Annotated in this window: 18 protein-coding genes; 14 read left to right on the top strand and 4 right to left on the bottom strand. The window is 69.1% G+C overall.

Annotated features, from left to right (window positions below; translation table 11 throughout):
- The first annotated feature begins 112 nt into the window (after positions 1–112).
- From OG538_RS08620 to OG538_RS08600, 5 genes are all read left to right on the top strand, one after another.
- Positions 113–877 carry an NUDIX hydrolase gene (locus tag OG538_RS08620; RefSeq protein ID WP_406091749.1) on the top strand — a complete coding sequence of 255 codons (765 nt, stop codon included), beginning with the start codon at positions 113–115 and terminating at the stop codon, positions 875–877.
- A gap of 204 nt (positions 878–1,081) precedes the next feature.
- Positions 1,082–3,052, top strand: a complete 1,971-nt coding sequence (locus OG538_RS08615) for an ATP-binding cassette domain-containing protein (protein WP_406091747.1) — start codon at positions 1,082–1,084, stop codon at positions 3,050–3,052.
- A gap of 181 nt (positions 3,053–3,233) precedes the next feature.
- Positions 3,234–4,100, top strand: a complete 867-nt coding sequence (locus tag OG538_RS08610; protein WP_406100030.1) for a FadR/GntR family transcriptional regulator — start codon at positions 3,234–3,236, stop codon at positions 4,098–4,100.
- Between the two features lie 323 nt (positions 4,101–4,423).
- Complete coding sequence (locus OG538_RS08605) at positions 4,424–5,965, top strand: RNA polymerase sigma factor (protein ID WP_406091745.1); 1,542 nt, start codon at positions 4,424–4,426, stop codon at positions 5,963–5,965.
- A 142-nt stretch (positions 5,966–6,107) separates the two neighbouring features.
- The gene (locus tag OG538_RS08600; protein ID WP_406091743.1) at positions 6,108–6,938 is read left to right on the top strand and encodes a S1 family peptidase; all 831 of its coding nucleotides are present in this window, start codon (positions 6,108–6,110) and stop codon (positions 6,936–6,938) included.
- 103 nt (positions 6,939–7,041) lie between these two features.
- Here the strand turns inward: OG538_RS08600 and OG538_RS08595 are convergent, their stop codons facing one another.
- Positions 7,042–7,275 carry a hypothetical protein gene (locus OG538_RS08595; protein ID WP_024489001.1) on the bottom strand — a complete coding sequence of 78 codons (234 nt, stop codon included), beginning with the start codon at positions 7,273–7,275 and terminating at the stop codon, positions 7,042–7,044.
- A 433-nt stretch (positions 7,276–7,708) separates the two neighbouring features.
- Here OG538_RS08595 and OG538_RS08590 point away from each other — a divergent pair, with 433 nt between their 5' ends.
- The 6 genes from OG538_RS08590 to OG538_RS08565 all read left to right on the top strand — a co-directional run bounded on the left by OG538_RS08590 (position 7,709) and on the right by OG538_RS08565 (position 14,505).
- Positions 7,709–9,829 (top strand): type IIA DNA topoisomerase subunit B, encoded by a 2,121-nt coding sequence (locus OG538_RS08590; RefSeq protein ID WP_406091741.1) that lies wholly within the window; start codon positions 7,709–7,711, stop codon positions 9,827–9,829.
- A gap of 159 nt (positions 9,830–9,988) precedes the next feature.
- Positions 9,989–10,507, top strand: a complete 519-nt coding sequence (locus tag OG538_RS08585; RefSeq protein ID WP_406100029.1) for a DUF1453 domain-containing protein — start codon at positions 9,989–9,991, stop codon at positions 10,505–10,507.
- The gene (locus OG538_RS08580) at positions 10,504–11,667 is read left to right on the top strand and encodes a sensor histidine kinase (RefSeq protein WP_406091739.1); all 1,164 of its coding nucleotides are present in this window, start codon (positions 10,504–10,506) and stop codon (positions 11,665–11,667) included. Before OG538_RS08585 ends, OG538_RS08580 begins: the two co-directional genes overlap by 4 nt.
- Positions 11,664–12,341 carry a response regulator gene (locus OG538_RS08575; RefSeq protein WP_406091737.1) on the top strand — a complete coding sequence of 226 codons (678 nt, stop codon included), beginning with the start codon at positions 11,664–11,666 and terminating at the stop codon, positions 12,339–12,341. The genes OG538_RS08580 and OG538_RS08575 overlap by 4 nt, the downstream gene beginning before the upstream one ends.
- Before the next feature lie 98 nt (positions 12,342–12,439).
- Positions 12,440–12,916 (top strand): DUF485 domain-containing protein, encoded by a 477-nt coding sequence (locus OG538_RS08570; RefSeq protein WP_406091735.1) that lies wholly within the window; start codon positions 12,440–12,442, stop codon positions 12,914–12,916.
- Complete coding sequence (locus OG538_RS08565; protein WP_406091733.1) at positions 12,913–14,505, top strand: cation acetate symporter; 1,593 nt, start codon at positions 12,913–12,915, stop codon at positions 14,503–14,505. The genes OG538_RS08570 and OG538_RS08565 overlap by 4 nt, the downstream gene beginning before the upstream one ends.
- 32 nt (positions 14,506–14,537) lie before the next feature.
- Here OG538_RS08565 and OG538_RS08560 read toward each other — a convergent pair whose 3' ends face one another.
- A complete protein-coding gene (locus tag OG538_RS08560) occupies positions 14,538–14,900 on the bottom strand; it encodes a DoxX family protein (protein ID WP_406100028.1) in 363 nt (120 codons plus the stop codon).
- A gap of 87 nt (positions 14,901–14,987) precedes the next feature.
- On the opposite strand from OG538_RS08560, the gene OG538_RS08555 reads away from it, so the two are divergent.
- Together OG538_RS08555 and OG538_RS08550 are read left to right on the top strand one after the other, a co-directional pair.
- Entirely contained in the window at positions 14,988–16,670 is a 1,683-nt protein-coding gene (locus OG538_RS08555) for an ISAzo13 family transposase (RefSeq protein WP_406091731.1), read from the top strand.
- Positions 16,671–16,761: 91 nt separating this feature from the next.
- Entirely contained in the window at positions 16,762–17,142 is a 381-nt protein-coding gene (locus OG538_RS08550; RefSeq protein ID WP_406091729.1) for a winged helix-turn-helix transcriptional regulator, read from the top strand.
- A 154-nt stretch (positions 17,143–17,296) separates the two neighbouring features.
- On the opposite strand, the gene OG538_RS08545 is transcribed toward OG538_RS08550, so the two are convergent.
- Together OG538_RS08545 and OG538_RS08540 are read right to left on the bottom strand one after the other, a co-directional pair.
- Entirely contained in the window at positions 17,297–17,977 is a 681-nt protein-coding gene (locus OG538_RS08545) for a response regulator (RefSeq protein ID WP_406091727.1), read from the bottom strand.
- Positions 17,974–19,620 carry an ATP-binding protein gene (locus tag OG538_RS08540; RefSeq protein ID WP_406091725.1) on the bottom strand — a complete coding sequence of 549 codons (1,647 nt, stop codon included), beginning with the start codon at positions 19,618–19,620 and terminating at the stop codon, positions 17,974–17,976. Before OG538_RS08540 ends, OG538_RS08545 begins: the two co-directional genes overlap by 4 nt.
- Before the next feature lie 97 nt (positions 19,621–19,717).
- Between OG538_RS08540 and OG538_RS08535 the strand changes: the two genes are divergently transcribed.
- On the top strand, positions 19,718–20,737 hold the full coding sequence (locus OG538_RS08535; protein ID WP_406091723.1) for a LacI family DNA-binding transcriptional regulator: 1,020 nt from the start codon (positions 19,718–19,720) through the stop codon (positions 20,735–20,737).
- Position 20,738: the final 1 nt, after the last annotated feature.

Below are 20,738 nucleotides of genomic sequence, written 5' to 3'. Positions count from 1 at the left end.
CGGTGCGGTGCCGGATTCCGGCGCCGCACCGCCGGGCCCTGCCCGGGCCGGGACGGACGAAGACCCTCGCGAAGGGAGTGTTTATCGTCAGGCAGACGACTATGATCACGGCATGCCGCCCTACGACCCGTCGACCTTCCCGCCCTTCGCTGTCACCGTCGACCTGGTCGTGCTCACGGTGCGCCGTCACGCGCTCTGCGCCCTGGTGGTGCGCCGGGGTGAGACGCCGTTCCAGGGCAGATGGGCGCTGCCCGGCGGTTTCGTCAGGGCCGATGAGGACCTCGGCGCCGCGGCGGCGCGCGAGCTCGCCGAGGAGACCGGGCTGTGCGCGCACGACCCGGCGACCCCGGCGGTCGGCAACGGGGCCCACCTCGAACAGCTCGCCACGTACGGGGACCCCGCGCGTGATCCGCGAATGAGGGTCGTCAGCGTCGCCCATCTCGCCCTGGCTCCTGATCTGCCCGCTCCACGTGCGGGCGGCGACGCGAACAGTGCGCGCTGGGCACCCGTCGAGGACCTGCTCGGACCGGAGGGGGGTTATGGGCGGGACGGTGAGCGCCAGGCGCCTTTGGCCTTCGACCACGCCCGGATCCTCGCCGACGGCGTGGAGCGGGCCCGCTCCAAGATCGAGTACTCGTCCCTGGCCACCGCTTTCTGCCCGCCCGAGTTCACCGTCGGCGAGCTGCGGCGGGTGTACGAAGCGGTGTGGGGCGTGGTGCTCGATCCGAGGAACTTCCATCGCAAGGTGACGGGTACGCCCGGCTTCCTGGTGCCCGCCGGCGGCACGACCACCCGGCAGGGGGGTCGCCCCGCCCAGTTGTTCCGATCGGGTTCGGCCACCGTGCTGAATCCGCCGATGCTGCGGCCTGAGGTCTGATCCCTGCGGTCCGGCCACCGCAGCCCACCCGGTGGGTCCGGCTGCCCGGCCCGAAGGTGCGCCCCGGCCTGAACCCGAGGCGCTCATCGGTACGGGCGTGCCCGAACGACGCGGGCGCAACGTTGCGCGAAAAGTCCAATATATCGGGTTATCTTGCTGCGTACCTTCTGCTGTCGAGCGGTCTCACCTCCTGGGGGAGAAACGATGCTCCAGGCCATCGGACTCACCAGCGCCCGCCGCCGCGGAGTCGCGCCCGCCGTGGACGACCTCACGTTCGAAGCGGGATCCGGCTGCGTCACCGCACTGCTGGGCCCACCCCGTTCCGGCAAGACCTCGGCCCTGCGGCTGATGCTCGAACTCGAGCCGGGACGCGGCATCACCTACTTCCGGGGCAGACCGCTGCATCGCGTGGCCCACCCGGCCAGGGAAGTGGGGGTGCTGCTCGGAGACGTGCCGGGTCATCCTGCCCGCACCGCCCGCGGGCAGCTCCGCATGCTCTGTGCCGCTGCCGGAGTGCCTGCCTCCCGGGCCGACGCCCTGCTGGACGCCGTCGGTCTCGCCGGGCTGGGGGACCAGCGCATCGGCACGCTCTCCCTGGGCATGGACCGCAGGCTGGCACTGGCCTCCGCGCTGCTCGGCGACCCTCACACCCTGATCCTCGACGAGCCCGCGGAAGGCCTCACCGTACGGGAGGCCGACTGGCTGTACGGGATGCTCAGGTCCCACGCCGATGCGGGCGGCACCGTTCTCTACACCACACAGAATCCCAAGGAGGCCGCCCGGTCGGCCGGTCATGTGGTGACCATCGACGCCGGACGTCTTGTCGCCGATCAGGACGTCGCAGACTTCTCCCGTACTCGTCTGCGCCCACGCGTCGCGGTCCGTACTCCGCACGCCGCCCGGCTCGCTGCGATCGTCAGCCGTGAGGCACGCGCCGCCCGGCGCTCCGTCGAGGTCGTCACCGAGGCGAGCAGCAGCCGCCTCTCCGTCTACGGCAGCAGCTGCGCGGAGATCGGGGACACGGCATTCCGCCACGGTCTTCCCGTTCATCAGCTCGCAGACGAGGTGGGCGACACCGGCCGCCTCAATGGCTTCGGCCCGGCCGGTCCCGCCGGCCGCCCGGCCCTCGCCAGCTGTTCGACCCCCGTCCCCTCCGCCTCCGCCACCCTCAACTCCGGCTCGGCCCTCTCCGCCTCCGCCACCCTCAACTCCGGCTCCGCACCCTTCGGTCCCGTCGTGGGCGCCGCTGGCGCCGGCAGCCGCGGTGCTGCCCCGGGGGTTGGCTTCTCCGAAGGGACCGGCGCCGCCCCCGCGGCTGGCGTCGACTCTTACGGGCCCGACGTGCGCCCGGCAGTCAGAGCCGGCGCGTCGCAGGTGCTGCCCCCGATCAGGCGGCGACCCGCCCGCGGGCCTCTGCGCCCGGTGCGTTATGAACTGCGACGCCTGTTCGGTGTCAGGACCACGACACTGATCGTCGTCGTCGCACTCGTTGTCTCGGCCGCGCTTTCTGTTCTGCTCGCCCGCAACGGCCGTACCCCGCTGCCGGACGTACTGGCCGCCTGGCCTTCCTTGTTGCCGCTGCCCCCCGCCGCGCTCGGTGCCGGACTGCTCGGGGCGCTCTCCTTCGGCGACGAGTTCCGCTACCCCGCCCTCGCTGCGGGCCGGGGGACCGTGCCCCGCCGGCTCGGGCTGCTCCTCGCCAAGCTGGCCGTTTCGGCAGGCGTCGCGCTGCTGCTGGGCCTGCTTGCCGTGCTGGCCTCGGCCGAATCGCTGCGCCTCGTGTATGGCGGGGACTTGGTCCGGGTCCCCCCGAATGCGGTTTCCCTGGCCGTGAGTTGGTCAGGCCTCACGGTCGGCTGCGCCTGGGCCGGATTGCTGGCTGCCGGGATCTTCCGTGTGACGGCTGCCGGCGTCGCCGCCGTACTCGCCGTTCCCGTACTGATGGTTCCGCTCATCCAGGCGGTGCCGAAGGTGCCGACTGCGCGTTCGGTGATCGGACTTCCGGGCCGACTCAGGGAACTCACCTGGCTGATGTGGCCGAGCGAGGCGGACCGGTGGCTGCTGGCCGCGGCGAGGGTCGTGGCACACCCCGTGGGCACCGCGCTGACCCTGTCGTTGTCCGTCCTTGTCTGCGCGTATCTGTTCATGAGCCTCCGCGGCAGAGTGCGTTGGTGATCGGCGAGGAAATCCTGGACGAATCCAGCACCACAACTCCATTGGAAATGCCCGTTTCATACCATTAAGGCGTCAATTGTGAGGCGGGTGCCGATCACCCTTTCGTGTGCTTTTCACCAAAGACCTCAAGGGGTGGCTGAGCTGCGCCGAAAAAGGATGCGTGAGTACCCTTGCGCACACCATGATGACCGCCGCCCGCACCGCCGACTCCGGCCACGCCGCCGGCCCGGGCGAACTCGACCGTTTCACCTATGCGGAGGCGCCGCCCGGTGAACGTGCCGCCGTCCGGCCGCCCTGGGACGGCTCCGATACCGAGCTCGGCCGCATGACCCGTCGCGGATCGGCCAGCCGGGGCCGCGGCCTGCACGGCCAACTTGTTCAGCAGTTGGGTCAGATGATCGTTTCCGGTGACCTCGGCGCCGACCGGCCCCTGGTCCCGGAGGAGATCGGCCAGCGATTCGAGGTCTCCCGCACCGTCGTACGGGAGTCGCTGCGCGTGCTGGAGGCCAAGGGCCTGGTCAGCGCCCGCCCCAACGTGGGCACCCGGGTCCGACCGGTCAGTGACTGGAATCTGCTCGATCCCGACATCATCGAATGGCGGGCGTTCGGACCGCAGCGTGACGACCAGCGCCGTGAGCTGGTAGAGCTCCGATGGACGATCGAGCCCCTTGCCGCCCGGCTGGCCGCCGGCCATGGACGCGAAGACCTTCAGCAGCGGTTCGGGGACATGGTCGAGATCATGGGGCACGCCCTCGGGCAGGGCGACGCGATCACCTGTGCCCGCGCCGACGCGGAATTCCACTCCCTGCTCATCCAGGCCGCGGGCAACCGGATGCTGGAGCACCTTTCAGGCATCGTTTCCGCCGCCCTTCAGGTCTCGGGTGGTCCGGTCACCGGCTGCGACCGGCCCAATGAGGTCTCCCTCGGGCATCACGCACGCATTGTCGACGCCCTGGCGACGGGCGACTCGGCGGGCGCCGAGGCAGCCATGCGCCAGTTGCTCGTGGGTCACTCCGATCGAGTGGTCCCGGCGCCGCGCGAGCACTGACGGCGGCGCTGTCGGGGTGTACGCGCCACGTGTCGTCGGACCCCCGCGGTCCGGCGGCACAATTGTGGAGAGATGTCGCCCCTGGTCTGGTTCGCCGTAAATGAGGTGTGACTCGGGCCACGCGGATTGGGCGTAACACTCCTCGAAACAGCGCGATGACTTAAGAGGTGACCGCCGCGGAAGGAATACAGCAGCCATGGAGTGCGCTGTGCAGTTCTGAGGCCTAGCCCGCGCCGTCGGTACATTCCCAGCCCGACGGTCGTCGGCTCCAGCCCTCTCAGGGCCGGGCCGGAAGCCGTTTCCATCGTTCCGAGAGGTTGTTCGTGTCGGCCAGCACATCCCGTACGCTCCCGCCGGAGATCGCCGAGTCCGAATCTGTCATGGCGCTCATCGAGCGGGGAAAGGCTGATGGGCAGATCGCCGGCGACGACGTGCGTCGGGCCTTCGAGGCTGACCAGATTCCGCCAACCCAGTGGAAGAACGTTCTGCGCAGCCTCAACCAGATCCTCGAGGAAGAGGGTGTGACGCTGATGGTCAGTGCCGCGGAGCCGTCGAAGCGCGCCCGCAAGAGCGTCGCAGCGAAGAGCCCGGTCAAGCGCACCGCCACCAAGACCGTCGCGGCCAAGACGACCGTGACGCGGAGCGTCGCGGCCACCGCCGCCCCGTCGGCCGAGACCGTGGACGCGGCGGCCGATGACGCGGCCGCGCCTGCGAAGAAGACGGCAGCCAAGAAGACGGCTGCCAAGAAGACCGCCGTGAAGAAGACGGCGGCGAAGAAGACCGCGTCGAAGAAGGCCGGCAAGCAGGACGACGAGATCCTCGACGGCGACGACGCCGCCGAGGAGGTCAAGGCCGGCAAGGGTGAGGAAGAGGAGGGCGAGGGCGAGAACAAGGGCTTCGTCCTCTCCGACGACGACGAGGACGACGCGCCTGCGCAGCAGGTCGCCGTCGCCGGCGCCACGGCCGACCCGGTCAAGGACTACCTGAAGCAGATCGGCAAGGTCCCGCTCCTCAACGCCGAGCAGGAGGTCGAGCTCGCCAAGCGCATCGAGGCGGGCCTGTTCGCCGAGGACAAGCTGGCGAATGCCGACAAGCTCGCCCCCAAGCTCAAGCGTGAGCTGGAGATCATCGCCGAGGACGGCCGCCGCGCCAAGAACCACCTGCTGGAGGCCAACCTCCGGCTCGTGGTCTCGCTGGCCAAGCGTTACACCGGCCGCGGCATGCTCTTCCTGGACCTGATCCAGGAGGGCAACCTCGGTCTGATCCGTGCCGTCGAGAAGTTCGACTACACCAAGGGCTACAAGTTCTCCACGTACGCCACCTGGTGGATCCGTCAGGCGATCACTCGCGCCATGGCCGACCAGGCCCGCACCATCCGCATCCCGGTGCACATGGTCGAGGTCATCAACAAGCTCGCGCGCGTGCAGCGTCAGATGCTCCAGGACCTGGGCCGCGAGCCCACCCCGGAGGAGCTGGCCAAGGAACTCGACATGACCCCCGAGAAGGTCATCGAGGTCCAGAAGTACGGCCGTGAGCCGATCTCCCTCCACACCCCGCTGGGTGAGGACGGAGACAGCGAGTTCGGTGACCTGATCGAGGACTCCGAGGCGGTCGTTCCGGCCGACGCGGTCAGCTTCACGCTCCTCCAGGAGCAGCTGCACTCGGTGCTCGACACCCTGTCCGAGCGTGAGGCGGGCGTTGTCTCCATGCGCTTCGGTCTCACCGACGGCCAGCCGAAGACGCTGGACGAGATCGGCAAGGTCTACGGCGTGACGCGTGAGCGCATCCGCCAGATCGAGTCCAAGACGATGTCCAAGCTGCGCCACCCGTCCCGTTCGCAGGTCCTGCGCGACTACCTCGACTAGGTCGCTCAGTCGTATGGCCGAGGGCCCGGATCCCCACAGGGATCCGGGCCCTCGGCCATACACGGGTGCGGGTGGGGGTGCGGGGCGGGCCCGACCCAATGACTCTGGGTAGGCATGGTCCATCACAGAGTCAGGAGTACGTATGTCCCGTACCGTCGTCCGCATCGTGCCCAGGGCGCTCGCCCTCGCTGCCGCAACGGCTGTGATACCGCTCGCCTCACCCTCCCCAGCAGTCGCGGACAGCATCGTCATCGGCGGCCAGCCCGCTCATGTCAAGGACAGTCCGTGGGTGGTGGCCCTCTCCAGCCGTGACCGGTTCGGTGGTACCCGTGCCGGCCAGTTCTGCGGAGCTGTCGTGGTCGGGCCGAAGAAGGCGCTGACAGCCGCGCACTGCCTCAGCCGTGAGGCGTTGGGCGTCGACGTCGGTCAGGTGCGCGATCTGCGGATCATCTCGGGCCGGGACGAGCTGAACGGCACCGACGGCAAGGAGATCGCGGTGAGCGGAACGTGGGTCAATCCCGGTTTCGACGCCAGTACCAACAGTGGTGACGTCGCGGTGCTCACCCTCGCCGAGGCGCTGCCCGAACAGAGTGTGATCCCCATGGCCGGGGCCGGTGACTCCGCGTACGACTCGGGTACCGCCGCGGTCGTCTACGGATGGGGTGATACGACCGGTAACGGTGACTATGCGTCGTCGCTCCGCTCCGCGAAGGTGACCGTACTCCCGGACAGTTCGTGCGAGCAGGCCTACCCGGGGGGCGCAAACGGCACGTACGACGCCTCAGCGATGCTCTGCGCCGGTGAACCGGAGGGTGGGTACGACGCCTGCCAGGGAGACAGTGGAGGGCCCCTGGTGGCCCAGGGGAAGCTCGTCGGCCTCGTGTCCTGGGGGAACGGATGCGGCCGCGCAGGCAGCCCGGGTGTCTACACGCGCATCTCCGCCGCCATCGAGTGGATGGAGGGCGCCAGCTGACCTGCGCGGGTCGAGCGGGTACGAGAACGGGCGACTTCCCTTGCGGGAAGCCGCCCGTCGGCCGGTGTGGGACCGGTCCCTGGCTCGTCGTGGATGCGAGGTGTCAGTGTTGTTCCTCTTCGGCGGCTTGGGCCTGCACGGCCGTCAGCCGGTCCGTCTCATCCTGTATTTCCGCGGCGATCTTCTTGAGTTCCGGCTCGAACTTGCGACCGTGGTGGGCGCAGAAGAGCAGTTCACCGCCGCTGATAAGGACGACGCGCAGGTAGGCCTGGGCGCCGCAACGGTCACAGCGGTCTGCTGCGGTCAGCGGGCTCGCGGGGGTCAGAACAGTAGTCACGTCGCCTCTTCTCTAGCTCGACGAGCTGTCGTACCAGGGTCAACATCCAACCAGGCCGAAAACGTTCCCGCTCGTGGCATTTCTTCGAAACTTCTTCTCAGGATGGCTGTCTGTTGCCGGTTCGCGGCGAATGTGCCGTATTGCGTGGCGCTACGGTTTCGCGTTGCTTGTCAGGGTCGGTCCCGCCGGCTGGCTTGCCGGTTGTTCATGAGGACGTGCCCGGAGCCTAAATGGTTCATGCCTGGAAGGGAACGTGATGTGCACGTCACTCAAAGGATGGATCGAACGTGTATGCGAGGCTGGACTAGTGTGAGGGTTTCCCTAGGGTGGCGTTACACCCGCTCTACCAGGCCTCGGTACCCTCTCAGCGGCGACCGAAGCCGAGCCCGTTACCCACTGGGCCCCAAATGAAATTCAGCGAGGAGCGAACCGCGTGACCGCCGATACGTCCGTGCCGTCCACTGCGCTGCTGACCGGAGCAGACCGAGACGGTTCCAACTACACCGCGCGGCACCTGCTCGTACTCGAAGGGCTTGAAGCGGTTCGCAAGCGCCCTGGCATGTACATCGGGTCCACCGACAGCCGCGGCCTCATGCACTGCCTCTGGGAGATCATCGACAACTCCGTCGACGAGGCCCTGGGCGGTTACGGTGACCACATCGAGGTGATCCTGCACGAGGACGCCTCCGTCGAGGTCCGCGACAACGGACGCGGCATCCCGGTCGACGTGGAGCCCAAGACGGGGCTCTCCGGCGTCGAGGTCGTCATGACCAAGCTGCACGCGGGCGGAAAGTTCGGCGGCGGCTCCTACGCCGCCTCGGGCGGTCTGCACGGCGTGGGTGCCTCGGTCGTCAACGCGCTCTCTGCGCGGCTGGACGTCGAGGTCGACCGCAACGGCTCGACCCACTCGATCAGCTTCCGCCGCGGTGTCCCCGGCATCTTCACGGAGCAGGGGGCGGAGAGCCCGTTCGATCCCGCCAACGGGCTCCGCAAGACCAAGCGGATCCCGAAGACCCGTACAGGAACCCGTACGAGGTACTGGGCGGACCGGCAGGTCTTCCTGAAGGAAGCGAAGCTCAACCTGGAGACGCTGTACCAGCGCGCCCGCCAGACGGCGTTCCTGGTGCCCGGCCTCACCCTTGTCGTCCGCGACGAGCGGGGGATCGACGGTGCGCCCGTCAGCGAGGAGACCTTCCACTACGACGGCGGCATCAGCGAATTCTGCGAGTACCTGGCCCAGGACAAGGCGGTCTGCGACGTCCAGCGACTGACCGGGCAGGGCACCTTCAAGGAGACCGTGCCGGTCCTGGACGAGCGGGGCCACATGATCCCGACCGAGGTCACCCGTGAGCTCGGCGTGGACATCGCGCTCCGCTGGGGCACCGGCTACGACACCGTCGTCAGGTCCTTCGTCAACATCATCGCCACTCCCAAGGGCGGCACCCACGTGTCCGGGTTCGAACGGTCCGTGACCAAGACGATCAACGAGGCGCTGCGTTCCGCGAAGATGCTGCGCGTCGCCGAGGACGACATCGTCAAGGACGACGCACTTGAGGGCCTGACCGCGGTCGTGACCGTACGGCTGGCCGAGCCGCAGTTCGAGGGGCAGACCAAGGAGGTGCTGGGCACCTCGGCGGCCAACCGGATCGTCGCCAACGTGGTGGCCAAGGAGCTCAAGGCGTTCCTGACCTCCACCAAGCGCGACGCGAAGGCCCAGGCCAGGGCCGTGCTGGAGAAGGCGGTGGCAGCCGCCCGGACCCGGATCGCAGCCCGTCAGCACAAGGACGCGCAGCGTCGCAAGACGGCTCTGGAGTCCTCCTCCCTGCCGGCGAAGCTGGCCGACTGCCGCAGTGACGACGTGGAGCGCAGCGAGCTGTTCATCGTGGAGGGTGACTCCGCGCTCGGCACCGCCAAGCTGGCCCGGAACAGCGAGTTCCAGGCGCTGCTGCCGATCCGCGGCAAGATCCTCAACGTTCAGAAGGCATCCGTCACCGACATGCTGAAGAACGCTGAGTGCGGGGCGATCATCCAGGTGATAGGAGCCGGGTCCGGCCGGACCTTCGACATCGACGCCGCCCGCTACGGCAAGATCGTGTTGCTGGTCGACGCCGACGTCGACGGGGCCCACATCCGCATCCTGCTGCTGACGCTCTTCCAGCGGTACATGCGGCCCATGGTCGAGGCCGGGCGGGTTTTCGCCGCCGTGCCCCCGTTGCACCGGATCGAACTGGTCCAGCCGAAGAAGGGGCAGGACAAGTACATCTACACGTACTCGGACAACGAGCTCCGCCAGCGGCTGCTGGAGCTCCAGCGCAAGAACGTCCGGTACAAGGACTCGATCCAGCGCTACAAGGGTCTGGGGGAGATGGACGCCGACCAGCTGGCGGAGACGACGATGGATCCGCGCCACCGAACCCTGCGTCGGATCAACATCGGCGACCTGGAATCGTCCGAGAAGGTCTTCGACCTGCTGATGGGCAACGAAGTGGCGCCCCGCAAGGAGTTCATCACCAGCTCGGCGGCCACACTGGACCGCTCCCGCATCGACGTCTGAGTCTGCGTTCTCCCCGGCATCCCGCCGGACCGGGCCGTTGTCTCCACCCACGGGTGGAGACAACGGCTCCACCCGTTGTCCACCCCTGAGCCGATCTGTTGAGCAGGTCGTTTCCGTACCGTCGGAATGGCAGAAAATTTCGGCAACTCGGAGGCGCCCATGCCTGGGCTGGTCAATGTCCTGGTGATCACCGCGGTCATCGCTCTCGTCATCGTCCGTCAGTGCTCTGCGCAGCAGATCTCGGGCGACCGACGCTGGTGGGTCCTGCCGGGCGTGCTGCTCGTCATGGCTCTGCGCGAGCCCGGCCTCGTGGATCCGCACGACGAGGCGCTGTCTGTCGTAGTCCTGGGCGCCGAACTGGCGGTGGGCCTGATCACCGGTGCCGGCTGGGCGTGGACCACCCGGCTCTGGCGCGCGGAGGACGGGAGTCTGTGGAGCAAGGGCACCAAGGCGACCGTCTACGTCTGGACCGGAGGGCTGATACTGCGAGCGGCCCTGTACGGGCTCGCCACGGCCATGGGCATACATCAGGGCGGCCCGGCCCTCATGATGGCTCTCGCGGCCACGCTGCTGGTGCGCAGCGGTGTACTGGCCCTGCGGGCAGCGGAGATACCGCAGCCGCGCCCTGACCCTGCCGCGGGCACTCCGTTCCGCTCGGCCTGGAAGGACCGTGTGTGACATCCGCTGCCTGGACGAGCTGGCCGTCGAGGGAAGCCCTCTCGCGGGAGACCCGCTCCCGTTCCCGGACCGCGATCGGCTGGTTCGTGAGGGCCGGGCTGCTCGCCCTGATGCTCTGGGGGACCTTTTCGGGCGGCTTGTTCGGCCCGTGGGAGATCGTGGCCGGTCTGGCGGGGGTCGCCGGGTGCGCGGCGGTTGCCGTGGCCTTCTTCCGGACCACGCTGGAGAACCGACTCTGGCTCTCTCTCGGCCTGTTGTCCCTGCTTCTGCTCGCGGCATGCGGCGCGCAGCAGGCGGGGGCCGGGCTGCCCGCGGCGGTTCTCTGGTGCGGCTGTGCCGTCACCGCGCTGGAGCGGTTGCCGCTTTCGGCGGGTGCCCCGGCCACGGCCGTGGCGCTCGGCATGTACGCGGTGGTGAACACCGACGACTGGATGAGCACGGCCGCGACCACAGCCGGCCTCTGCCTCGCGGGGTACGTACTGCGTCTGGACGCCGAGGCCCGCGGAAGTGCGCTCCGGCTCCTGGTCCAGGAGCGGGCGGCCCGGGCTGCGGAAGCCGAAACGGCAGCGTTGGACGAGCGGTCCAGGATCGCCCGCGAGATCCATGATGTGCTCGCGCACAGCCTTTCCGCGCAACTGGTCCATCTGGAGGCAGCGCGCCTGCTGATCGAGAGAGAGCCGGAGGGGGAGTTCCGGGACCAGGTCCTGCAGAGGGTGGTCGCTGCCCGCTCCATGGCTCGTGAGGGGCTTGCGGAGACCCGGCAGGCACTCTCGGCCCTGCGGGGCGAGGTGTCTCCGGTGGAGGATTTCCTGCGGCAGTTGGTGGCTGCCGAGCCGGTCGAGGTGCGGGTGGAGGGGGAGCACCGGGCGCTGACCGCCGAGGCCGGACAGACGGTCCGGCGCGTGGCGCAGGAGGCGCTCACCAATGTGCGCAAGCACGCCCCGGGGGCCAGGGTGCTGATCAGGCTGGAGTACCAAACGGATGCCATCGCTCTGGAGATCAGCGATTCGGGTGGAGACGGTGCCGGGGGAGAGCTCACTGTCAGTGGCTCCGGTTACGGTCTGTTGGGGATGAGGGAGCGTGCCGAACTGCTGGGTGGCAGCCTGGAAGCCGGTCCCGGCGAGGAGGGGTTCGTGGTGAGCCTGCGGGTGCCCGCGTGACCGCGCGGGTGGTGGTCGCCGACGATCAGTCGGTGGTGCGCGAGGGAATCGTGATGCTGCTGGGGCTGCTGCCGGGGATCGACGTGGTCGGATCGGCGAAGGACGGGGAGGAAGCCGTCGCTCTCGTGGCAGAGCACGCTCCGGACGTTGTCCTGATGGACCTGCGCATGCCGCGCTGCGACGGGGTGGAGGCAACGCGGCGCATCCGCAGGGACTTTCCCGCCACACAGGTCGTCGTGCTGACCACCTTCGCCGACGACGATTCGCTCTTTCCGGCCCTCCGGGCAGGCGCGCGCGGATACCTGACGAAGGACGCCGGGGGCGACGAGATCGTGCGGGCCATCCAAGCCGTGGTCTCGGGCGAGGCGGGCCTCTCGCCGACCATTCAACGCCGTCTGCTGGAGCGGGTCACCGCAGGGCCTCTGCGGCATGCCGACGGCGGTGAGCCGGAACTGCCCGACGGGATGACTCCCCGTGAGGCCGAGGTGCTCGCCCTGATCGCGGAAGGGATGTCCAACGCGGAGATCGCTCGTAGCCTCCACATCTCGCAGGCCACCGTGAAGAGCCACATCAACAATCTGTTCGCCAAGGCGGGGATCCGCGACCGGGCCCAGGCGGTTCGCTATGCGTACGTTCGAGGGCTCGCACAGCCACCCGGGACATCCTTCACCTGAAGAGGTGAAGTCCGGGGAATGAAGTGCCCGGGATCTTCCCGATCTGCCCATTCTTGGGTACGCGGCCGAAGTGGTCCGTGGACAAGGGGAGTTGTTCGGTGGAGAAGGAAGCAGGGCACGAGACCGCAAGAACGCGGCTCGATGACCCGTGGTACGACGCACTGGCCTCCGGATGGGGGGAGCTGGACGGTACGGGGAGCTTCGCGCCTGTCGAGGTGCCCCGCCCAGCCGCCCCCCGGAGCGGCCACAGCGCGGCGGAGATCTATCTGGAGGTGCAGCGCAGTGAGGCATTCCAGGAGGTGCGCCGTCGGTACCGGCGGTTCGTTGTCCCCGCCACCCTTGCCTTCCTCGTCTGGTACTTCGCCTATGTCGTCACGGCGGTCACCGCACCCGGCCTGATGGCCCGCCCCGTGGCCGGGGCGGTCAACGTCGCCATGGTCGTGGGCCTGGGGCAGTTCCTCACCACGTTCCTGCTCACCGGGGCGTACGCACGGCATGCACGGTTGCGCAGAGACCGGGCCGCGCTCGATCTGCGCTGGGACACCCAGGAGATGACGCGGGGGATCGAGCGTTGAGCGGGAACCACCAGACCCTGGCGCTCCTGCTGTTCAGCGCCTTCATCGCCGTCACGCTGGGCATCACGACCTGGGTGGGACGCAACCGGCAGGGCTCGGCCGAGGAGTTCTACGCCGGGGGCCGGCTGTTCTCGCCCATGGAGAACGGCTTCGCCATCGCCGGCGACTACATGTCGGCCGCATCGTTCCTCGGTATCTCCGGAGTGATCGCCCTCTTCGGTTACGACGGCATGCTCTATTCGGTCGGTTTCCTGGTCGCGTGGCTGGTCGTCCTGCTCCTCGTGGCGGAACTCGTCCGCAACTGCGGGCGGTTCACACTCGCCGACGTGGTGGCGGCCCGTATGGCGGAGCGCCCGGTCCGGATCGCCGCGGGGACCTCCTCCGTCACCGTCTCCGTGCTCTACCTGGTGGCACAGATGGTGGGCGCGGGCAGTCTCGTCGCTCTGCTCCTCGGCGGGACGAGCGGGGCCGCGCGGTCCTGGACGGTCATCGGTGTCGGGGCGCTGATGGTGGTCTACGTGTCGCTCGGTGGAATGCGCGCCACCACCTGGATCCAGATCGTCAAGGCCGTACTGCTGATGGCCGGCACCGTAGTACTCACCGTGCTGGTCCTGGTGCACTTCCACGGCAACGTCAACGAGTTGCTCAGCTCCGCGGCCGACCGCAGCGGGTATGGCAAGGAGTTCCTCTCGCCCGGGCTGCGTTACGGCGGGAGCTGGACGGCGCGGGTGGACTTCATCAGTCTCGGGCTGGCCCTGGTGCTCGGCACAGCGGGCCTTCCACACATCCTGTCGCGCTTCTACACCGTCCCCACAGCCCGTGCCGCCCGCCGCTCGGTCGTCTGGTCCATCGGGCTCATCGGCAGCTTCTACCTGATGACGATCGTGCTCGGGTTCGGAGCGGCGGCGCTGGTCGGCTCGGCAGAGGTGCGGGAGTCGAATCCCGCGGGGAACACGGCCGTTCCGCTGCTCGCCCTGTCCCTCGGTGGCGGTGAGGGCTCGACGGGGGGAACGATTCTGTTCGCGGTGGTCGCCGCGGTGGCCTTCGCGACCATCCTTGCGGTGGTCGCCGGTATCACCCTCGCCTCGTCCGCGTCCGTCGCGCACGACCTCTACGCCTCGCTCAAACGGACCGGCTCCCGGCAGCACAGCGAAGTCGCCGTGGCCCGGGTCGCCGCAGCCGGGATCGGGGTGGCGGCCATCGGGCTGGGTCTGCTCGCCCAGGACCTGAACGTGGCCTTCCTGGTGGGGCTGGCCTTCGCGGTTGCCGCTTCGGCGAATCTTCCGGTGTTGCTCTTCTCGCTGTTCTGGCGGAAGTTCACCACACGCGGGGCCGTCTGGTCGGTCTACGGCGGTCTGATTCCAGCCGTGGTACTCGTCCTGCTCTCCCCGGTCGTCTCCGGCAGCCCCACCTCCCTCTTCCCCGGCGTGGACTTCCAGCTCTTCCCGCTGGAAAACCCCGGTCTCGGCTCGATCCCACTCGGTTTCCTGGCCGGCTGGATCGGCACGGTCACCTCGACCGAGCCGCCCGACGAGGCCAAACACGCGGAGACCGAGGTCCGCGCTCTGACCGGAGCCGGCGCGGTGTGAGGGGACCGGGGCTCACGGCCTCCGCCCCCACCTCACCAGGCCCGCGAAAGCCATACCGTCACCGCGGCGAGCACGATGAGGACGGCGTTCAGACCGGTCTCCCTGACCTCTCGCCGGGACAGGTGCACGGCGGCTGCCAGCACCTGGAGCACCAGCAGGCCGAGTGCCGCCGCCGTGGCCAGGGCGGGCGCGATCCCCGTGAGGGGCGGCAGCACCAGACCTGCGGCGCCAAGGATCTCGACCGCGCCGATGACCCGGACCAGCCACATCGGAACCGTGTCCACCCAGCCCATCATGGGTGCCAGTTGTTCCTGGCTCTGGACGGCCTTCCTGCCACCCGCGTACAGGTAGAGGGCCGCCAGGAGCCCCGCGAAGATCCAGTAGGCGATCTCCATCTTCGTCCTCCGTGTCATGGTTACGACTTGTAAGGGCTTGCCGGGAAACAAGTCGTGGCTTCCAGCTGTGGGGCTCGTTGGTCTGGTATGGGGAGACCGGAGGGGATCGAGGCCGTTCTGGCGGCGAAGTTCCAGGTGTTGTTGCCGCATCTGGACGAGCGTCAGCGTCGGCTGGCCATAGGGGCGGAAGCACTGTCGCTGGGGCATGGCGGCATCAGGATCGTCGCCGCTGCAGCCGGGGTCCGGGAGGCCACGGTCTCGCGTGGGGCGGCTGAACTGGACTCCGGTCAGGCCCCGTTGGGGCGGGTGCGCCATCCCGGCGGAGGGCGGAAGAAGGCGGCCGAGCTGGACTCTGGGCTGCGGCCGGCACTGCTGGCGCTGGTCGAGCCCGACGAGCGGGGCGACCCGATGTCGCCGCTGCGTTGGACGACGAAGTCGACCCGGAAACTGGCGGCAGAGCTCACCCGCCAGGGGCACCGGGTCTCCGCCGACACCGTCGCCGGCCTGCTGCGGGAGGAAGGCTTCAGCCTGCAGGCCAACGCCAAGACCATTGAAGGTGCCCAGCACCCCGACAGAGATGCCCAGTTCCGCTACCTCAACGAGCAGGCACGAGATCACAGGGACGCCGGTGACCCGGTGATCAGCGTGGACAGCAAGAAGAAGGAGCTGATCGGCGACTACAAGAACGCCGGGCACGAATGGCAGCCCGCAGGACAGCCCGTGAGGGTCAAGACGCACGACTTCCCCGGCCAGGCCGAGAAGGCAATTCCATACGGAATCTACGACATGACGGCGAACACCGGCTGGGTCAGCATCGGCACCGATCACGACACTGCGGCATTCGCCGTCGCCTCGATCCGCCGCTGGTGGCAGGCGGTCGGCCGGCACGACTACCCCGGCGCCCGCCGACTGCTGATCACCGCAGACGGTGGCGGCTCCAACGGCTACCGCACCCGGGGCTGGAAGACCCAGCTCGCCGATCTCGCCGCCGAGACCGGCCTTGAGATCACGGTGTGCCACCTGCCGCCCGGCACCTCGAAGTGGAACAAGATCGAGCACCGGCTGTTCTCCCACATCACCATGAACTGGCGAGGCAGGCCCCTGACCAGCCACGAAGTCATGCTCCAGACCATCGCCGCGACCACCAGCCGCACCGGCCTCACCGTCCAGGCCGAACTCGACAGCGGTGAGTACCCCACCGGCATCCGCGTCAGCGACGACGAGATCGCCGCCCTGCCCATCACCCGCCACCGCTTCCACGGCGACTGGAACTACACCCTCCACCCCCAGCGCCCGACGGACACGGCGACCACCACCAGCACACAGGACGAGGCCCTGGCGGACGGACCGGCCCGCCTCACGCAGCGTTCGCTACAGGACCCGGAACTGACCGGGATGACCCGCCGGCAGCTCAACGAACTCATCGACGTGCTGACTCCAGCGATGGAGATTCAACGCGAGCAAGTGCTCCGCACCCGCAGAGGCCACCAACGCCTGGTGGCCCCTGGCACAGGAGCCAAACCCAAGCTCACCCCAGCCGACCGAGTCCTGGCCACCGTGCTCCACCTGCGAAAACTCGCGACCATGGACCTCCTGGGCCAGCTCTTCAACACCACCGCCATGACCATCAGCCGCGCGGCGAAAGAAGTCCGCCCGCTCCTGGAAGCCCACGGAGTTCACATCCCTGCCTCGACCGCCCGCTTCCGCACGCCGACTGACATCGCGAGATTCCTCGACCTCGACAAAAACAAGATCAAACCGACGTGTTGATTCCCGGCAAGCCCTAAGTAAGCACATGATCGGTGACTATCGGAGCGCTCACAAAAGGCACACGGGTGTGCCTTGCGAACAGGGGACGCCGATGAAGTACCGCCACAGCTGCCTCATTCGCGGCGACGGAGGCCGTGCGATCCGCGGCATCCTGGACCGCATCGGCGACAAGTGGACCCTGCTGGTGGTCGCCACCCTCGACGGCGAACGCATGCGCTTCACCGAGCTCCAGCAACGGATCCCCGGCATTTCACAGCGCATGCTCACCCGCACGGTCCGGCACCTGGAGCGCGACGGCCTGGTGTCCCGCACCGTGTTCGCCGAGGTCCCGCCACGGGTCGAGTACGAGCTCACCGCGAGGGGACGCACCCTGATCGAACCCGCGGTGAAGCTGGCTGAGTGGGCAGTCGACAACAACCCCGGCATCGAGCTGAGCCAGACCGCCTACGACTCGGACCACGCCGAGACATAGAGCCCGGAGGCAGACCGCCTGCGACTGGGACCATGCCGAGACGTAGAGCCCGGAGCCAGGCCGCCTGCGACTCGGACCACGCCGAGACGTAGCACCCGGAGGCAGACCGCCTGCGACTCGGACCACGCCGAGACATAGAACCCTGACGCGGCTGTCAGCGGCCGCCGCCGACCCACTCGTAGCGGTGTTCGGGGCGCCCCGTCTCGCCGTACCGCAGGGTCAGCAGGACGCGTCCCGACCGTTCCAGCAGCTTCAGATAGCGCTGGGCCGTCTGCCGGCTCATCCCGGCGCTCTCCGCGATCTCCTGGGCCGACAGTGGCCCTCCGGCGCCGCGGAGCGCCTTGCGGACGAGCTCCGCCGTCGTGGCCGAGTGCCCCTTGGGCAGATCGGTCTCGCCCGCCGCCCACAACGCGCCGAAGAGCCGGTCCACCTCTGCCTGCTCGGCCTCACCGCCGCCCTCCAGGGTGCGGCGCAGCGCGGCGTAGGCCTCCAGCTTGGTCCGCAGGCCGGCGTACGTGAACGGCTTCACCAGGTACTGCAGGGCGCCCTGCCGTACGGCCTCCTGGACCGTGGCGACGTCCCGCGCCGCCGTCACCATGATCACGTCGGTGCGATGGCCGAGAGCGCGCAACTCCCGCACCACGGCCAGCCCGCTGCGGTCGGGCATGTAGTGGTCCAGGAGGACCAGGTCCACGGGACCCTCCTCGACCGCGGCGAGTGCGTCGGCGGCGCAGTGTGCCTGGGCGGCCACCCGGAAGCCGGGCACCTTCGAGACGTAAGCCGCATTGATCCGCGCGACACGGACGTCGTCGTCGACGACCAGGACCTCGATCACTGCGCCACTCCTGCCTTGTCGGATTCCGCTTCGGCCATGGCCTCGGGGAGTACGACGATGAATGCGGCCCCGCCCCCGCCCGCCGTGTCCAGCGCCACGCTGCCGCCCTGGCGCTCGGCCAGCCGGCGCACCAGCGCGAGTCCGAGGCCGCGCTTGCCGTGGGCCGGCAGTTCCTTGGTCGACCAGCCCTCCGTGAAGATCGATGCACGCTGTCCGGGAGGGACGCCGGGGCCGCTGTCGCGGACCTCCAGCACCACCGTACGGCCCTCGGTGCGCAGACCCACCTCGATCAGCGCCCCGTCCGATCCCGCGGCCGCGTCCGATGCGTTGTCGACCAGGTTGCCGACGATCGTCACGAGCCCGCGGGGGTCGACGAGCCGGTCCGGAAGCAGGCTGCCGGGCGCCATGCGCAGCGCCACACCGCGCTCCGCCGCGACCGTTGCCTTGCCGACCAGCAGAGCGGCGAGCAGCGGGTCACGGACCTTCTCGGTGATCTGCTCCGCGGTGGCCCGGTGGACTCCGACGACCTCGGTCACGAACTCCCTCGCATCGTCGTGCAGCTCCAGCTCCAGCAGGCCCAGGAGCGTGTGCAGCCGGTTGGCGTGCTCGTGGTCCTGGGCGCGCAGGGCGTCGATCAGCCCGCGGGTCGAGTCGAGCTCGCGGCCGAGGTGCTCGACCTCCGTACGGTCTCGGAGGGTGACGACCGCTCCGCCGTCGGCCGTCGGCATGCGGTTGGCAAGCAGCACCCGGCTGCCGCGCACGGTCAGCAGGTCCTCGCCCGCCACGTTGCCGGCCAGTACGTCGGTGGTCCGCCCGGTTCCGAACACGTCGGCCAGTGGGAGGCCGGACGCCTCGGGCCCGACCCCGAGCAGCCGTTGGGCCTCGTCGTTCAGGAGACGGATCCGGCCGCCGCGGTCGAGCGCGACGACCCCTTCACGAATGCTGTGGAGCATCGCCTCGCGCTCCGTCAACAACGCGGCGATGTCCGAGAAGGCGAGGTCGTGGGTCTGTCGTTGCAGGCGCCGGGAGATCAGATAGGCGGCCAGCGCGCCCACTGCCAGCGCACCACCCGCGTAGGCGAGCAATCCGGGAATCGCCGCCAGGAGGCGCGCGCGAACGTTGTCGTACGCGATGCCGACGGACACCGCGCCGGCGATGTGCCCCGCCCCGTCGCGCAAGGGCACCTTGCCCCGGGCCGACCGTCCGAGCGTGCCGCTGTCGATCTCCATCACGTCCCGGCCGGCGAGCGCCTTGCCCGGGTCGGTGGAGACGACCCGCCCGATCCGGGCACGGTCGGGATGGGACCAGCGCACTCCGTGGCGGTCCATCACGACCACGTACTCGGCGCCCGTGGCCCGCCTGATCCGTTCCGCGGCGCTCTGTACAGGGCCCCGTGGTGCCGGATCGGTGGTGAGCAGCGCCTTCGCGATCTGCGGCTGGGCGGCCGTGCTCTGCGCGATGGCAAGGGCCCGGCGCATCGCCTGGTCGTCGAGTTGTGCGCTGAGGGGTGCCAGAAAGAGGCCGGTGGCGAGTACGGTGACGCCGGTGGCGATGGCCAGCTGCATCAGCAGCACCTGCGAGAAGACCCGCTGGGGCCAGCCGAGCCGACGCGGCCTCCTGGTCGTGGGCGGTGGGGCGCTCATCGTATGAACGGTAGAGGGCATTCCGGTGCTTTCCGAAATTCGTCTCGTTTCCAGATCCACGCAATCCACTTGCGTTTCTTGCGCTAATCTTGCGTGTATGACGCGACGACTTGCTCAGGTGGCACAGAAGGTTGGAGTCAGCGAGGCCACGGTCAGCCGGGTGCTCAACGGCAAGCCGGGTGTCTCCGACGCCACGCGGCAGGCCGTCCTGTCCGCGCTGGACGTCCTCGGCTACGAGCGCCCGACCCAGCTGCGCGGTGAACGTGCCCGCCTGGTGGGGCTGGTCCTGCCCGAGCTGCAGAACCCGATCTTCCCCGCGTTCGCCGAGGTGGTCGGCGGTGCGCTCGCGCAGCAGGGCCTCACCCCCGTCCTGTGCACCCAGACCAAGGGCGGTGTCTCCGAGGCGGACTACGTCGAGCTGCTGCTGCAGCAGCAGGTCTCGGGCGTGGTCTTCGCCGGTGGCCTCTACGCCCAGGCGGACGCCCCGCACGACCACTACAAAGTGCTGGCCGACCGCAAGATCCCCGTTGTCCTGATCAACGCGGCCATCGCCCATCTCGGCTTCCCGTGCGTCTCCTGCGACGACTCCGTGGCCGTCGAGCAAGCTTGGCGCCATCTTGTCTCGCTGGGCCACGAGCGCATCGGTCTGGTGCTCGGCCCCTCGGACCACATGCCTTCGCAGCGCAAGCTGACCGCGGCCCGGGTGCTCGCCGAAGCGTCGGGCGCGAGCATCCCGGACGAGTGGGTGGCCAGGGCGATGTTCTCGCTGGAGGGCGGCCAGGCGGCCGCCATGCGACTTCTGGACCAGGGGGTCACCGGGTTCATCTGCGCCAGCGACCCGCTCGCCCTGGGGGCGGTACGGGCGGCACGCCGCCGGGGACTCTCGGTGCCCGAGGACGTCTCCGTCGTGGGCTACGACGACTCGGCGTTCATGAACTGCACCGAGCCGCCGCTCACCACTGTCCGTCAGCCGATCGAGGCCATGGGACGGGCCGCCGTCGAACTGCTCTCCGTGCAGATCGGAGGCCGTACGGTGCCGTCGGACGAGTTGCTCTTCGAACCGGAGCTGGTGGTGCGCGGCTCGACGGCGCAGCCCCCGCGCGGCGCTTCCCGTTGAC

It is taken from the genome of Streptomyces sp. NBC_01013 (assembly GCF_045162765.1).
Lineage (GTDB): Bacteria > Actinomycetota > Actinomycetes > Streptomycetales > Streptomycetaceae > Streptomyces.
The sequence above is the reverse complement of the archived record's forward strand: the minus strand, read 5'-3'. Positions and strand labels throughout refer to the sequence as shown.